Genomic DNA, 14,326 nt, shown 5'->3' with positions numbered 1-14,326 from the left:
GTTAATTTTTAAAGAGCATTTCTGCGAGGAACCTGAAGCTTCTCAGCAGCGCTGCGTTTTCAGCAGCATAGAAGCGAAATTATGAACCGTCTTTTTCAGTTCGTCAACAACTTTTTTAACGACTTCGTTGCGACGACTGGGGTTCAACCTCGTGTGCGCCGGGGCTCTACAACCAGCCCTCGACCGCACCGCTTCCCTTCTTCCTCCGCGCCGCGTTTCCGTTAGCGCGAAAGAGGCGTGATTCTAAGCACCCATCCCCGTCTCCGCAACCCCTTTGTGAAAATATTTTGAAAAGCCCCCATGCGCTGCCGCGCACCGGGGGCTTGGGGCTGGATGGACTATGCACCGCCAGCGATCCTGAAGCAGCCGGCGGGCCGTTGCTCTATATATAGAGATGTCACTTGCTACCGGCCACGGCCTGCAGCCGCTCCACCGGCACCGCCTCGGCCATCGCTGTGTAACCGGCATCGCTCGGGTGAATGCCGTCGCCGCTGTCGTACTGGCGCTGCAGCACACTCGGGCGCGTGGGGTCGCGCAGGACCGCGTCGAAGTCGACCACGCCGTCGAACCCGCCGCCGCTCCGGATCCACCGGTTCACCTCGAGCCGGATCGCCTCGCGCCCGACCGGCAACGCCGCGGGCGTGAGCGTCGCACCGAAGACCTTCACCCCCTGGCGGTGTGCAGCCTCGATCAACCGGCGATAGCCGTCGATCAACGATGCGGCCGTGACCTGCGTATGCGGGTTGTCGCAATCGAGCCCCGCACGTGGCGGCATCGCCGCAAAGTTGATGTCGTTGATGCCGATCAGCACGATCGCCGCCTTCACCCCCGCGCGCGACAGCGCATCGCGCTCGAACCGCGACCACAGCGACGTGCCGTAGCACGCCGAATCGCTCAGTAGCCGGTTACCGCTGATCCCGAGATTCACCACGCCAAGCGAATCCGACCCCGCCGCGGCCAGCCGGCGCGCCAGTGCGTCCGGCCAACGACGGTTGCGGTTCAGGCTCGAGCGCAGGCCGTCGGTGATCGAGTCCCCGATCGCCGCGACACTCGCCCGCGCGGCTCCGGCCTCGACGGCCAGCTCCGTCACCCACGCGTACTGGGTAAAGCGCGTGCGGAATGCACCTGCGCCCGGATCGTTCACGTGGTCACCCGGCGCCGATACGTAATTGAGCTGGTTCGACACACGGTGCCACGCGGTCATCCGCTGGTCCGCGCCCATCCGCAAACTGATCGCATACGGCTGCCCGGCCGTCACGTCGATCGCCACCGGGTCGCTTTCGAGCTCCTGGCCCGGTGCGAGCGTCACCGACGCCTTGCCGCCGAAGCGCACCGCGGCACTCGCCCCGTCGGCAAGCGCCGCGCCGTCACCCGCACGCGCAAGACCGCCGGCCTCGATCACCAGCGGCGCGCGACCGTAAGCATTGCTGACGCGGATCCGCGCGACATGTCCCGATACCGTCGGGTAGACGATCTGCCGGACGGTCCGTCCGGCCACGTCGGGCGCGCGATAGAGCGGCGGCGGCGCAGCCAGGTCGGGAATCGGCTGCAACGCGGTCGCCCACGCGGCGACCCACCCGGCCGGTGCGGCCAAGGCCGCGAACGGCGACACGAAAACGGACGCGCCCAGCACGGTCGCGACGAAACTGCTTCGAAATGACATCGGCGAAATCCTCATCGGAAAGCGGGCATTGTGCCGCAGAAGCTGCCCGTTTCACGCCGAACTGCCTTCGGCACGGTGATCGCGCCCCGACGCCCCACGTTTACCCGAGTCTCGTTGGAAATCCGCAAGAAATTTATTAACCGACCGGTCGGTTGGTTTATACTTCGCACACATTCAACCGGACGAGATCCTCCGCCATGTACACGCAATCCCTCGACATCCCCGGCAACGTCGCATCGGTCGACGCCGCGGCCGAGTCGCCCGAGCAGGCGCGGTTCGACGCGGTCATGGCCGCGGACGGCAAGATCGAACCGCAGGACTGGATGCCCGACGCCTATCGCAAGACGCTGGTCCGCCAGATTTCGCAGCACGCGCACTCGGAAGTCGTCGGCATGCTGCCGGAAGGCAACTGGATCTCGCGCGCGCCGAGCCTGAAGCGCAAGGCGATCCTGCTCGCGAAAGTCCAGGACGAAGCCGGTCACGGCCTCTATCTATATAGCGCGGCCGAAACGCTCGGCGTCTCGCGCGATTCGCTGATCGACGCGCTGCACGCCGGCAAGGCGAAATACTCGAGCATCTTCAACTACCCGACGCCGACCTGGGCCGACGTCGGCGTGATCGGCTGGCTCGTCGACGGTGCAGCGATCATGAACCAGATCCCGCTGTGCCGCTGCACGTACGGCCCGTACGCGCGCGCGATGATCCGCGTGTGCAAGGAAGAGTCGTTCCACCAGCGCCAGGGCTTCGATGCACTGCTGTCGATGATGAAGGGCACCGACGCGCAGCGCGCGATGGTCCAGCAGGCGGTGAACCGCTGGTGGTGGCCGGTGCTGATGATGTTCGGCCCGAGCGACGCCGATTCGGTCCACAGCAACCAGTCCGCGAAATGGGGCATCAAGCGGATCACGAACGACGACCTGCGGCAGAAGTTCGTCGACGCAACGGTCGACCAGGCGAAGGTGCTCGGCGTGACGCTGCCCGACCCGGACCTGAAATGGAACGAAGCGCGCGGCCACCACGACTACGGCGCGATCGACTGGGATGAATTCTGGCGCGTCGTCAACGGCGACGGCCCGTGCAACAAGGAACGCCTCGCGACCCGCGTGAAAGCGCACGACGACGGCGCATGGGTGCGCGAAGCCGCGCTCGCGCACGAAGCGAAGCGCCGCGCCCGCGCCGAACAGCACGCCGCCTGAGCGGCAACCATCGAATACAGGATTCAGGAGAGAGTGATGAACAAGGAATGGCCGATCTGGGAAGTGTTCGTGCGCAGCAAGCAGGGCCTCGACCACAAGCATTGCGGCAGCCTGCACGCGGCCGACGCGTCGATGGCGCTGCGCATGGCGCGCGACGTCTACACGCGCCGCCAGGAAGGCGTGAGCATCTGGGTGGTGCCGTCGTCGGCAATCACCGCGTCGGATCCGGCCGAGAAGGCCGAGCTGTTCGAACCGGCGGGCGACAAGATCTACCGTCACCCGACCTTCTACACGCTGCCCGATGAAGTCAACCACATGTAACGTCCGCGCCATGACGATCACGCCCGAACACCTCTCCTACGTGCTGCGCCTCGCGGACAACGCGCTGATCCTCGGTCAGCGCAACGCCGAATGGTGCGGCCACGGCCCGGTCCTCGAGGAGGACATCGCGCTCACCAACATGAGCCTCGACCTCATCGGCCAGGCCCGCATGCTGTATACGCACGCAGCCGAACTCGAGCGCCAGCTGAACGGCACGGCGAAGACGGAAGACGATTACGCGTACTTCCGCACCGAACGCGAATTCGCGAACTTCACGCTCGCCGAGCTGCCGCATTACGGCCCGATCGCCGGCACCGCGCACGCCGACAAGGACTACGCGGTGACGATCGTGCGCAACTTCCTCTACGCGACGCTGATGCTGCACGTATGGACGGCGCTCGAAACGTCGACGGACGCGCAACTCGCCGCGATCGCCGCGAAATCGGTGAAGGAAACCCGCTACCACGTGCAGCACGCGCGCGAATGGCTGGTGCGCCTTGGCGACGGTACCGACGAATCGCATCGCCGTGCACAGGCCGCGCTCGACTACCTGATTCCGTACACGCGCGAATTCTTCGCGGCCGACGTGATCGACGACGCGGTCGCTGCACCGGGCATCGGCCCGGCACCGGCCGCGCTCGAAGCCGCATGGCGCGCGGACGTGGACGATGCGCTCGCGGAAGCGACGCTCACCCTGCCGGCTCCCGTGCAGCATGTGACGACCGGCAAGCAAGGCGAGCACTCGGAGCACATGGGCTACCTGCTCGCGGAAATGCAGAGCCTCGCGCGCCAGCACCCCGGCGCGACCTGGTAACCCGCCACCCCAACGGAGCCCGACGATGTCCGTTCAGACCGCCGCCGACGCCGCGCACCGCAACGATCCGTTGCTCGCACGCGCGTGGGACGTGCTCGAAGCCGTACCCGATCCCGAAATTCCGGTCGTGTCGATCCGCGAGCTCGGCATCCTGCGCGACGTCCGTCGCACGGACGACGGCCTGCTCGAAGTCGTGATCACGCCGACCTACTCCGGCTGCCCGGCCATGTCGCAGATCGCCGAGGACATTGCCGCGGCGATGCAGGCCGCCGACCTGCCGCCGCACCGGATCGAGACGGTGCTCGCGCCCGCGTGGACGACCGACTGGATCACGCAGGAAGCGCGCGACAAGCTGCGCGCGTACGGCATCGCGCCGCCCGTCGGCCAGTGCGGCAGCGCCGCGCCTCGGGAAAACGTCGTGCGTTTCGTGCCGCGGCCCGTCGCGGCGCCCGTCTGCCCGCGCTGCGGCTCGGCCCGCACCGAGCGTCTCGCGCAATTCGCGTCCACGGCCTGCAAGGCGCTGTATCGCTGCGTCGACTGCCGCGAACCCTTCGACTACTTCAAACCCTATTAATCATGGCGACCCCGCAATTTCATCCGCTGCGTATCCGCGACGTGCGACCCGAGACCGCCGACGCCGTTACCGTCTCCTTCGACGTGCCGCCGGAACTGCGTGACGCGTACCGCTTCACGCAAGGCCAGTTCGTCACGTTGAAGACCCATATCGACGGCGAGGAGACGCGCCGGTCGTACTCGATCTGCGTCGGTACGACCGACTACGACCGCGACGGCGAACTGCGCATCGGCATCAAGCGCGTGCGCGGCGGCCGTTTCTCGAACTTCGCGTTCGACACGCTGAAGCCGGGCCACACGATCGACGTGATGACGCCGGACGGCCGCTTCTTCACGCACCTGAACGCCGATCACGGCAAGCAGTACGTCGCGTTCTCCGGCGGCTCGGGCATCACACCGGTGCTCGCTATCGTGAAGACGACGCTCGAACTCGAGCCGCGCAGCACGTTCACGCTGATCTACGGCAACCGCAGCGTCGACGCGATCATGTTCGCGGAGGAACTCGAGGACCTGAAGAACCGCTACATGAACCGCTTCGTCCTGTATCACGTGCTGTCGGACGACCAGCAGGACGTGGAGCTGTTCAACGGCGTGCTCGACCAGGCGAAATGCGCGGAATTCCTCGCCACGCTGACGCCCGCCGACGCGATCGACGAAGCGTTCATCTGCGGCCCCGCGCCGATGATGGATGCGGCCGAAGCCGCGCTGAAGGCGGCCGACGTGCCGCCGGCGAAGGTGCATGTCGAACGCTTCGGCACGCCGCTGCCGCAGGCCGGCGCGCCTGTCGTCGAGATCACCGACCAGACGCCCGCCGCCGACCTCGAAATCGTGCTCGACGGCAAGAAGCGCAAGCTGCGCCTGCCGTACGAAGGCGTGAGCCTGCTCGACGTCGGCCTGCGCGCCGGCCTCGCACTGCCGTACGCGTGCAAGGGCGGCGTGTGCTGCACGTGCCGGGCGAAGGTGGTCGAAGGCGAGGTCCGGATGGAGAAGAACTACACGCTCGAGGAACAGGAAGTGAAGGACGGCTTCGTGCTCACGTGCCAGTGCCACCCGATCAGCGACAAGGTCGTCGTCAGCTTCGACGAGCGTTGAGCAGCGTCGGACCGGCGCGCGGCGCCGGTTTCTCGTCGTCACACATCTCGCTTACACTAGGGGCCGCCGGCCGGCTGGACGTCATCGTGTCCGCCCGTCCGGCGGTTTTCTTTTGTTGATGACAGGCCGATGAGTACCATTCACGTGATTCAGGGCGGCACCGCCGCCGCGTCGCTGCGCGAGGCCCTCGCGCAAGCCGGACGCGACGAGCGCGTCGTCGGATTGCTCGACGATCTCGCGGTCGGGCCGCTGAAGGGCGTCGACGAGACGCCCGACACGCGCGCCGCCTTCTGGCAGCGCGTGCTCGGCGACCAGATTCCCGACTGGAACGCTGAAATCGAAGGCGAGTTCGCCCGCCTCGACCAGCTCGCGACGGATACGGGCCAGGTGGTCGTCTGGCACGCGCCGAGCGTCGGCGACAAGCTGCTGCTGCGCCGCGTCGCCTACCACCTGCGCAACGTGCCGCAGCGCCTGAACGAGGTGCGGCTGTCGGCTGCCGATCTCGACGCGCCGCGGCGCGCGGCACTGGCCCGCACCGACCAGGCCTGTTCGACCGGGATGTTCTCGCCGGCGGCGCTCGCGCGCAAACGGCCGGTGGCCGCGCCGATCTCGGTACTGCGCATCGGCCGCCTCGCGCTCGAATGGCAGGAGGCCAAGCACCTGAATGCCGAGTTGCGCTACTGGGTCAGCAACACGATCAAGAGCGGCCATTACGCGGACCTCGACGCGCTGATCGTCGCGCACGCGGAAACCGGCTGGCTGCCCGCGCGACGCGTCGTCGGCGGCATCATGGCCGGCGCCGACCGCGGCGGGCTGTTCGTCAGCGACTCGATCGCCTGGTGGCGCTGCCGCGAACTCGCGGCAGCCGGCCGGCTCGAGCTGCAGGACGACGCGCCGGCCGCCCTTTCTTCCACGCAGATGCGCGCGGCAGCCGCGCCTCGCTAACGCTACTCTTTTGCATTCGACCATGGCCCGTACCCGAGCGCCCGACCACGAATCCCAGCGCGAGCAGATCCTCGATCTCGCCGCCGAGAAATTCGCGCAGACGAGCTATCCGAGCACGTCGATGTCCGATCTCGCGACCGCGAGCGGCACGTCGAAGGCACGTCTCTATCACTATTACGAGAGCAAGGAAGCGATCCTGTTCGATCTGCTCGACCGCTACACGAAGCGGTTGATGCTGATCATCGCCGAGGTCGAGGGCGCGAGCCAGCGGCGCGGCCTCAGCGAGCGCGACGCGTTCGCCGAACTGGTGCGTGCGTTCCTCGCCGAGTACGAGACGTCGCACAGCCGCCACGTCGCGCTGCTCAACGACGTGAAGTATCTCGAGGACGCGCAGCGCGAAATCGTGCTCGACCGCCAGCGCGACATCGTCGCGGCATTCGCGCGCCAGCTCGCGCGCGCCTATCCGGACCGGATCTCGAAGGACAACCAGACGTCGGTCACGATGATGGTGTTCGGGATGATCAACTGGACGTTCACGTGGCTCAAGCCGGGCGGCCGCCTCGGCTACCGCGACTTCGCCGAACAGGTGATCGACCTGATGGAGCATGGGCTGTCGTCGGGCGCGTGATTGCCGCGCAGCAGCACGCGTTGCGCGGCGGGCACACTGCGACAGGCCGCCGCGCGTTTCATATGATGAATTTTTAATCCGTTATAAATCAAATAGATAGACAATGAAGTAAGCGGATTTAGAATTTCCCCTCAGCACAAATAACGTCAAATACGGGTTTTCCCCAACCCCGCTCGGGTAAAATGCTGTTGCATCGCACAAGATGTTTGTGCAGCTACCCACTGAGGAACCCACGATGAACACGCAATTCGACCGCCGTGCCGATGCTGTCGGCCACGCCGGTACTGCGCCGGTTCTCGTCAGGGAACTGGCTTCCAAAGACCGTGAGCAAATGCTCACCCACTTTCTCTCGCTCGACGAAGAGGATCGCCTGCTGCGCTTCGGCCAAATGGTGCCCGACCACGTGATCGAGAACTATGTTCGGACGATCGACTTCGGCCGCGACACCGTGTTCGGCGTGTTCGACCATGCGCTCGAACTGATCGGCGTCGGCCACCTGGCGTACCTGCCCGCCGAAGGCGACAAGCGCACGGCCGAATTCGGCGTGTCGGTACTCGAAAGCGCCCGCGGCCGCGGCGTCGGTTCGAAACTGTTCGAGCGCGCGGCAATTCGCAGCCGCAACACCCGCGTGACGATGCTGTACATGCATTGCCTGTCGCGCAATGCAACGATGATGCACATCGCAAAGAAGTCCGGGATGCGGATCGAATACGCATACGGCGAAGCCGATGCGTACCTGTCGCTGCCACCGGCCGACCACTCGACGATCCTCGCCGAGATGCTGCAGGAGCAGGCCGCCGTGTTCGACTATGCGCTGAAGCGCCAGGCGCGCCGGACGTCGAAGTTCATCGAATCGCTGATGCCCGCCGCGCTGACGGCATGACATCGGCCGACCGGGCCGCCCCTGGGGGCGCCCGGCCCCGTCCTTCCTTGCGTTTCCTCCCCGGCGCCGCGCGCTAGCGCACCGACCGGATCGGCAACGCCGTCGTCTCCTTGAAGCACTCGAGCGAGAAGCTCGTCTTCACGTCGATCACCGACGGATGGTGCAGCAAATGCTCCTGCACGAAGCGGGAGAAGTGCGCCATGTCCTCGACCTGCACACGCAGCAGGTAATCCATGTCGCCCGTCATCGCATGACATGCGACCACCTCCGGCCAGGCCTGAACGGCCGCGCGGAACAATTCCGCGTGGGTCGCGCCCGCCCGTGCCGACGTCTCGTCGGCACGGGCGGGCGCCAGGCCGCCGCGCTTCTCGAGCCGCACGCTCACGTACGCGAGCAGGTCGAGCCCGAGCTTCTGCGGATCGAGCAGCGCGACGTAGCCGGTGATCACGCCGATCTCCTCGAGCCGCCGGATCCGCCGCAGGCACGGACTCGGCGACAGGTTCACACGCTCGGCGATTTCCTGGTTCGACAGGCGGCCGTTCTCCTGAAGGATCGCGAGAATCCGCCGGTCGATGGCATCCAATTCGGCTTGCGCCATTTTCTGCCCTCCGATGATTATTTCGAGACTGGAAATTGCGCCATCGTAGGCACGGACAATTAAGTTCGCAAGTTTACGCTCCCCCCTGCCCGCTACACTCTGTCGCATGGACGGATGCGTTGCACACTGCGGCACGCGTCACCTTCGACATGAAACCGGCCCGGCCCCATCACCGCGGCCAATCGCACAGTACACAGGAGACACGGCATGCAGATCCCCAACTGGGACAACCCCGTCGGCACCGACGGCTTCGAATTCATCGAATACACCGCGCCGGATCCGAAAGCGCTCGGACAACTGTTCGAACGGATGGGTTTCACCGCGATCGCGCGCCATCGCCACAAGGACGTGACGGTCTACCGCCAGGGCGACATCAACTTCATCATCAACGCCGAACCCGATTCGTTCGCGCAACGCTTCGCGCGCCTGCACGGCCCGTCGATCTGCGCGATCGCGTTCCGCGTGCAGGACGCCGCGAAGGCATACAAGCACGCGCTCGAACTCGGCGCGTGGGGCTTCGACAACAAGACCGGCCCGATGGAGCTGAACATCCCGGCGATCAAGGGCATCGGCGATTCGCTGATCTATTTCGTCGACCGCTGGCGCGGCAAGAACGGCGCGCAGCCGGGCGCGATCGGCGACATCAGCATCTACGACGTCGACTTCGAGCCGATCGCCGGCGCGAACCCGAACCCGGTCGGCCACGGCCTCACCTATATCGACCACCTGACGCACAACGTGCATCGCGGCCGCATGCAGGAATGGGCCGAGTTCTACGAGCGCCTGTTCAACTTCCGCGAAGTGCGCTACTTCGACATCGAAGGCAAGGTGACGGGCGTGAAGTCGAAGGCGATGACGTCGCCGTGCGGCAAGATCCGGATTCCGATCAACGAGGAAGGCTCGGACACCGCCGGCCAGATCCAGGAATACCTCGACGCATACCACGGCGAAGGCATCCAGCACATCGCGCTCGGCACGAACGACATCTACGGCGCGGTCGACGGCCTGCGCGGCAAGGACGTGAAGCTGCTCGACACGATCGACACGTATTACGAGCTGGTCGACCGCCGCGTGCCGAACCACGGCGAATCGCTGGACGAGCTGAAGAAGCGCAAGATCCTGATCGACGGCGCCCGCGACGACCTGCTGCTGCAGATCTTCACCGAGAACCAGATCGGCCCGATCTTCTTCGAGATCATCCAGCGCAAGGGCAACCAGGGCTTCGGCGAAGGCAACTTCAAGGCGCTGTTCGAATCGATCGAACTCGACCAGATCCGCCGCGGCGTGGTCCAGGACAAGGCCTGACGCAGACGGCCGCGCGACGCCCGGCAGCCCGGGCGGCCGCGTGACCATCAGCGCCACAATGAAAAAGGGCGGGAATCTTGCGATTCCCGCCCTTTTTTCGTTTTCGTCGTTGCGGCGCGGCCCGGCGGCCGCGCGAACGGATCAACGCACGTTCGCCTTCGACACGACGGCGCGAGCGGTCGCGGGCTGTGCGTCGGCGTCCTGTGCCGGCGCGATCTGGCGCATCTGCGCGCCGGCTGCCGCCAGTGCGCTCGCACCTTGCGCGCGCACCGGGCCGGTCATCGCGAAAAACGCGGCGGACACGATCAGGAAACTCTGGATATGACGTGTGTTCATTGCACCTCCTTTAAAACTGCCGGCGCCTCCCCGGTTGCGTCGAAACGGGCCGACGCGGCCGGGCACCTCCGGCAGGCCGACAAGATTAACGGCATTTGTACGAAGATGGGGCCGGCTTTACATGCTTTTACATGATGTAACGCATGGCGGCACGCCGTTTTGTCGATGCGCCGTGGCCGACCGGCCGATGGGCGACGGGTTTATCCCAGTGCTACCATCGCTTAAAACCGGCCAATATGCCGGCCACTGCCGAGACGTTCACAAGACGTCGACGCACTTGAAGCTTTGGTGATCCCAAACTGGGTGGAGGAGACTGTTCAATGAATGCCCCGCTAGACGCAGGCCAACGCGCGTCGCTTGAAGCCGCGCTGAAGTCCGTCACGCTTGACGACAAATACACGCTCGAACGCGGCCGCGCGTACATGAGCGGCATCCAGGCGCTCGTGCGCCTGCCGATGCTCCAGCAGGAACGCGACCGCGCCGCCGGCCTCAACACGGCCGGCTTCATCTCCGGTTATCGCGGCTCGCCGCTCGGCGGCCTCGACCTCTCGCTCTGGAAGGCCAAGCAGCACCTCGCGGCCCACCAGATCGTCTTCCAGCCCGGTCTCAACGAAGATCTCGCCGCCACCGCCGTGTGGGGCTCGCAGCAGGTGAACCTGTACCCCGGCGCGAAGCACGACGGCGTGTTCGGCATGTGGTACGGCAAGGGCCCGGGCGTCGACCGCACCGGCGACGTCTTCAAGCACGCGAACTCGGCCGGCTCGTCGAAGCACGGCGGCGTGCTCGTGCTCGCCGGCGACGACCACGCAGCGAAATCGTCGACGCTCGCGCACCAGTCCGAACACATATTCAAGGCCTGCGGGCTGCCCGTGCTGTTCCCGTCGAACGTGCAGGAATATCTCGACTTCGGCCTGCACGGCTGGGCAATGAGCCGCTACTCGGGCCTGTGGGTCGCGCTCAAGTGCGTGACGGACGTAGTCGAATCGTCGGCCTCGGTCGACATCGACCCGCATCGCACCGAGATCGTGCTGCCGACCGACTTCATCGTGCCGGAAGGCGGCCTGAACATCCGCTGGCCCGACCCGCCGCTCGTGCAGGAAGCGCGGCTGCTCGACTACAAGTGGTACGCGGCGCTCGCCTATGTGCGCGCGAACAAGCTCGACCGGATCGAGATCGATTCGCCGAATGCGCGCTTCGGGATCATGACGGGCGGCAAGGCGTATCTCGACGTGCGCCAGGCGCTGACGGACCTCGGCCTCGACGACGAAACCTGCGCGCGGATCGGCATCCGCCTGTACAAGGTCGGCTGCGTATGGCCGCTCGAAGCACAGGGCGCACAGGCGTTCGCGCGCGGCCTCGACGAAATCCTCGTGGTCGAGGAAAAGCGCCAGATCCTCGAATACGCGATCAAGGAAGAACTGTACAACTGGCCCGATGCGCAGCGCCCGCGTGTGTTCGGCAAGTTCGACGAGAAGGACGGCGCCGGCGGCGAATGGTCGGTGCCGATGGGCAACTGGCTGCTGCCCGCGCACTATGAACTGTCGCCCGCGATCATCGCGAAGGCGATCGCGACGCGCCTCGAGAAGTTCGAGCTGCCGTCCGACGTGCGCGCGCGCATCGCCGCTCGGCTCGCGGTGATCAACGCGAAGGAAATGGCGCTCGCGAAGCCGCACGTGCAGACCGAGCGCAAGCCGTGGTTCTGCTCGGGGTGCCCGCACAACACGTCGACCAACGTGCCGGAAGGCTCGCGCGCGATCGCAGGCATCGGCTGCCACTACATGACGGTGTGGATGGACCGCAACACGAGCACCTTCAGCCAGATGGGCGGCGAAGGCGTGCCGTGGATCGGCCAGGCGCCGTTCACGGACGAGAAGCACGTGTTCGCGAACCTCGGCGACGGCACCTATTTCCACTCGGGCCTGCTGGCGGTGCGCGCGGCGATCTCGTCGAAGGCGAACATCACCTACAAGATCCTCTACAACGACGCCGTGGCGATGACGGGCGGCCAGCCGGTCGACGGCGTGCTGACGGTGCCGCAGATCACGCACCAGCTCGCGTCCGAAGGCGCGAAGAAGATCGTGATCGTCACCGACGAGCCGGAGAAGTACGACAACCAGAAGGCGCTGCTCGCGCCGGGCGTGACGATCCATCACCGCGACCAGCTCGACGACGTGCAGCGTGAATTGCGCGAGATCGAAGGCACGACGATCCTGATCTACGACCAGACCTGCGCGACCGAGAAGCGCCGCCGTCGCAAGCGCGGCACGTATCCGGACCCGGCGAAGCGCGTCGTGATCAACGACGCGGTGTGCGAAGGCTGCGGCGACTGCTCGGTGCAGTCGAACTGCCTGTCGGTCGAGCCGCTGGAAACCGAATTCGGTACGAAGCGCCAGATCAACCAGTCGAGCTGCAACAAGGACTTCTCGTGCGTGAAGGGCTTCTGCCCGAGCTTCGTCACGGTCGAGGGCGGCCAGCTGAAGAAGCCGAAGGCCGTGTCGGTGGACGGCGGTGCGCTGCCGCCGATTCCGGAGCCGACGCTGCCGGCGATCGACCGCGCATACGGCGTGCTCGTCACGGGCGTGGGCGGCACGGGCGTCGTCACGATCGGCGCGCTGCTCGGGATGGCCGCGCACCTGGAGAACAAGGGCGTGACCGTGCTCGACGTCACGGGCCTCGCGCAGAAGGGCGGCGCCGTGATGAGCCACGTGCAGATCTCGCACGCGCCGACCGACATCCACGCGACGCGGATCGCGATGGGCGAAGCCGATCTCGTGATTGGCTGCGACGCGATCGTCACGGCCGGCGACGAGTGCACGTCGCGGATGCGGCACGACACGACCCGCGTGGTCGTCAACAGCGCGCAGACGCCGACCGCCGAGTTCATCAAGAACCCGAACTGGGCGTTCCCCGGCCTATCCGCGGAGAATGACATCCGCGCGGCGGCAGGTGTTGCCGTCGACTTCATCGACGCAAACCGCTTCGCGGTCGCGCTGCTCGGCGACGCGATCTACACGAACCCGTTCGTGCTCGGCTACGCGTGGCAGAAGGGCTGGCTGCCGCTCACGCTTGCGTCGCTCGAACGCGCGATCGAGCTGAACGCGGTGTCGGTCGAGAAGAACCGGGCGGCGTTCGACTGGGGCCGCCGCGCCGCGCACGACCTCGCGAGCGTGAAGCAGGCCGCGGCCGGCGACGCACGCCCGGCGCAGGGTGCGACGGTGATCGCGCTGCACACGAAGAAGGCGGTCGACGCGCTGATCGCGACGCGCGTGGACTTCCTCACCGCGTACCAGAACGCCACCTATGCGTCGCGCTATGCGGCCTTCGTCGACAAGGTGCGGGCGGCCGAACGCGCGCTGGAGGACGGCGATGTCGTGCAGGAGCCGCTGACCGAGGCGGTCGCGCGCAACCTGTTCAAGCTGATGGCGTACAAGGACGAATACGAAGTCGCGCGGCTGCAGTCCGATCCCGCGTTCCTCGCGCGTCTGTCGTCCCAGTTCGAAGGCGACTGGAAGCTGAAATTCCACCTCGCGCCGCCACTGTTCGCGAAGACGGACGCGCACGGCCATCTCGTGAAGAAGGCTTACGGCCCGTGGATGCTGTCGGCGTTCCGGCTGCTCGCGAAGGCGAAGTTCCTGCGCGGCACGGGGCTCGATCCGTTCGGCCGCACCGAGGAGCGGCGCACCGAGCGCGCGCTGATCGGCGAGTACGAAACGCTGATCGGCGAGGTGCTCGCCAAGCTGAACGCGGCCAACCGCCCGCTCGCGCTCGAGCTCGCGGCGCTGCCGGACGGCATTCGCGGCTACGGCCACGTGAAGGAGAACAACCTGCGCGCGGTGCGCCGGAAGTGGGACACGCTGCTCGCGAAGTGGCGTTCGCCGACGGGCGGCCAGTCGCACCAGCAGGTCGCGTAACGGTACGCGGCGGGCGTTCGCGGTCGGGACGCCCGCCCCGCCGCCCTGCCGGCGGCTGGTT

13 protein-coding genes are annotated in these 14,326 nt (G+C 66.3%); 10 read left to right on the top strand and 3 right to left on the bottom strand.

Features of this window, described 5'->3' with window-relative positions; genetic code table 11:
• Positions 1-397: 397 nt before the first annotated feature.
• The gene (locus tag DIE06_RS20160; RefSeq protein WP_124662855.1) at positions 398-1,663 is read right to left on the bottom strand and encodes an SGNH/GDSL hydrolase family protein; all 1,266 of its coding nucleotides are present in this window, start codon (positions 1,661-1,663) and stop codon (positions 398-400) included.
• A gap of 197 nt (positions 1,664-1,860) precedes the next feature.
• On the opposite strand from DIE06_RS20160, the gene paaA reads away from it, so the two are divergent.
• The 8 genes from paaA (at position 1,861) to DIE06_RS20120 (ending at position 8,115) form a co-directional block, all read left to right on the top strand.
• A complete protein-coding gene (gene paaA / locus DIE06_RS20155; protein ID WP_124662854.1) occupies positions 1,861-2,859 on the top strand; it encodes a 1,2-phenylacetyl-CoA epoxidase subunit PaaA in 999 nt (332 codons plus the stop codon).
• A gap of 36 nt (positions 2,860-2,895) precedes the next feature.
• Complete coding sequence (paaB, locus tag DIE06_RS20150; RefSeq protein ID WP_006752453.1) at positions 2,896-3,180, top strand: 1,2-phenylacetyl-CoA epoxidase subunit PaaB; 285 nt, start codon at positions 2,896-2,898, stop codon at positions 3,178-3,180.
• A 10-nt stretch (positions 3,181-3,190) separates the two neighbouring features.
• Complete coding sequence (gene paaC / locus DIE06_RS20145; RefSeq protein ID WP_124662853.1) at positions 3,191-3,994, top strand: 1,2-phenylacetyl-CoA epoxidase subunit PaaC; 804 nt, start codon at positions 3,191-3,193, stop codon at positions 3,992-3,994.
• Between the two features lie 25 nt (positions 3,995-4,019).
• Entirely contained in the window at positions 4,020-4,568 is a 549-nt protein-coding gene (gene paaD / locus DIE06_RS20140) for a 1,2-phenylacetyl-CoA epoxidase subunit PaaD (RefSeq protein ID WP_124662852.1), read from the top strand.
• A gap of 2 nt (positions 4,569-4,570) precedes the next feature.
• Entirely contained in the window at positions 4,571-5,659 is a 1,089-nt protein-coding gene (paaE, locus tag DIE06_RS20135; protein ID WP_124616635.1) for a 1,2-phenylacetyl-CoA epoxidase subunit PaaE, read from the top strand.
• A gap of 129 nt (positions 5,660-5,788) precedes the next feature.
• Positions 5,789-6,604, top strand: coding sequence for a DUF1835 domain-containing protein (locus DIE06_RS20130; RefSeq protein ID WP_124662851.1), 816 nt, complete (start codon positions 5,789-5,791; stop codon positions 6,602-6,604).
• Between the two features lie 22 nt (positions 6,605-6,626).
• Positions 6,627-7,232 carry a TetR/AcrR family transcriptional regulator gene (locus DIE06_RS20125; RefSeq protein ID WP_124662850.1) on the top strand — a complete coding sequence of 202 codons (606 nt, stop codon included), beginning with the start codon at positions 6,627-6,629 and terminating at the stop codon, positions 7,230-7,232.
• Between the two features lie 235 nt (positions 7,233-7,467).
• Positions 7,468-8,115, top strand: coding sequence for a GNAT family N-acetyltransferase (locus DIE06_RS20120; RefSeq protein WP_124662849.1), 648 nt, complete (start codon positions 7,468-7,470; stop codon positions 8,113-8,115).
• A 73-nt stretch (positions 8,116-8,188) separates the two neighbouring features.
• Here DIE06_RS20120 and DIE06_RS20115 read toward each other — a convergent pair whose 3' ends face one another.
• Positions 8,189-8,713 (bottom strand): Lrp/AsnC family transcriptional regulator, encoded by a 525-nt coding sequence (locus DIE06_RS20115; RefSeq protein ID WP_124662848.1) that lies wholly within the window; start codon positions 8,711-8,713, stop codon positions 8,189-8,191.
• Positions 8,714-8,920: 207 nt separating this feature from the next.
• Here DIE06_RS20115 and hppD point away from each other — a divergent pair, with 207 nt between their 5' ends.
• Complete coding sequence (gene hppD, locus DIE06_RS20110) at positions 8,921-10,018, top strand: 4-hydroxyphenylpyruvate dioxygenase (RefSeq protein WP_124662847.1); 1,098 nt, start codon at positions 8,921-8,923, stop codon at positions 10,016-10,018.
• A gap of 141 nt (positions 10,019-10,159) precedes the next feature.
• Here the strand turns inward: hppD and DIE06_RS20105 are convergent, their stop codons facing one another.
• A complete protein-coding gene (locus DIE06_RS20105; RefSeq protein ID WP_124662846.1) occupies positions 10,160-10,354 on the bottom strand; it encodes a hypothetical protein in 195 nt (64 codons plus the stop codon).
• Between the two features lie 320 nt (positions 10,355-10,674).
• Here DIE06_RS20105 and DIE06_RS20100 point away from each other — a divergent pair, with 320 nt between their 5' ends.
• A complete protein-coding gene (locus tag DIE06_RS20100; protein ID WP_124662845.1) occupies positions 10,675-14,265 on the top strand; it encodes an indolepyruvate ferredoxin oxidoreductase family protein in 3,591 nt (1,196 codons plus the stop codon).
• The last annotated feature ends 61 nt before the right edge of the window (positions 14,266-14,326 follow it).

The organism is Burkholderia sp. Bp8998, from assembly GCF_003854235.1.
GTDB lineage: Bacteria > Pseudomonadota > Gammaproteobacteria > Burkholderiales > Burkholderiaceae > Burkholderia.
Note: the sequence above shows the minus strand (reverse complement) of the source record. Positions and strands in the feature narration are given on the sequence as shown.